This is a genomic window from Streptomyces sp. URMC 127 (assembly GCF_051386535.1).
Classification (GTDB): domain Bacteria; phylum Actinomycetota; class Actinomycetes; order Streptomycetales; family Streptomycetaceae; genus Streptomyces.
The window spans coordinates 1-529 of sequence record NZ_JBPQTW010000496.1 but is presented as its reverse complement, the minus strand read 5'-3'; the positions used below and the strand labels follow the sequence as shown (position 1 = coordinate 529).

Here is a 529-nt window from a genome sequence, read left to right as displayed (position 1 = left end):
GCGCCGGCCACCACATCAACCGCACCCAACGGCACGCCCGGATCAGCCACCCACTCCCGCAGCAACCGCAACCAACGGTCGAGCAAGGAGGTCACTGTGGCGGTGTCGAACAGCTCCGTGGAGGACTCTGCCAAGCCAGTGAGTCCCTGGGGCACGCCGTCGGCGCCGTGCCGCTCGGTGAGGTTGATCGACAGGTCCATGCGGGACACACCGGTTCCGACAGGCTCCCCGGTGACCTCAATGCCAGGAAGGGAGAACCGGGAGGCCGGTGCGTTGTGCAGGCCGAGCATCACCTGGAAGAGCGGGTGGTGGGAGGTCGAGCGCTGCGGGTTGAGCACCTCCACCAGATATTCGAACGGCACATCCTGATGCGCATACGCCGCCAGGCTCGCCTCCCGCACCCGGCCGATCAGATCCGTGAACGTGGGGTCGCCGGAGGTGTCGGTACGCAGCACGAGCGTGTTGACGAAGAACCCGACCAGGTCGTCCAGCGCCTCATCCGTCCGCCCCGCGATCGGCGAACCCAACG

At 67.3% G+C, this 529-nt stretch carries 1 protein-coding gene; it reads right to left on the bottom strand.

The genetic code is table 11. The features are described 5' to 3' along the window. A partial coding sequence (locus tag ACSNOH_RS35090; RefSeq protein WP_436725490.1) for a condensation domain-containing protein occupies positions 1-529 on the bottom strand: 529 nt, incomplete at both ends.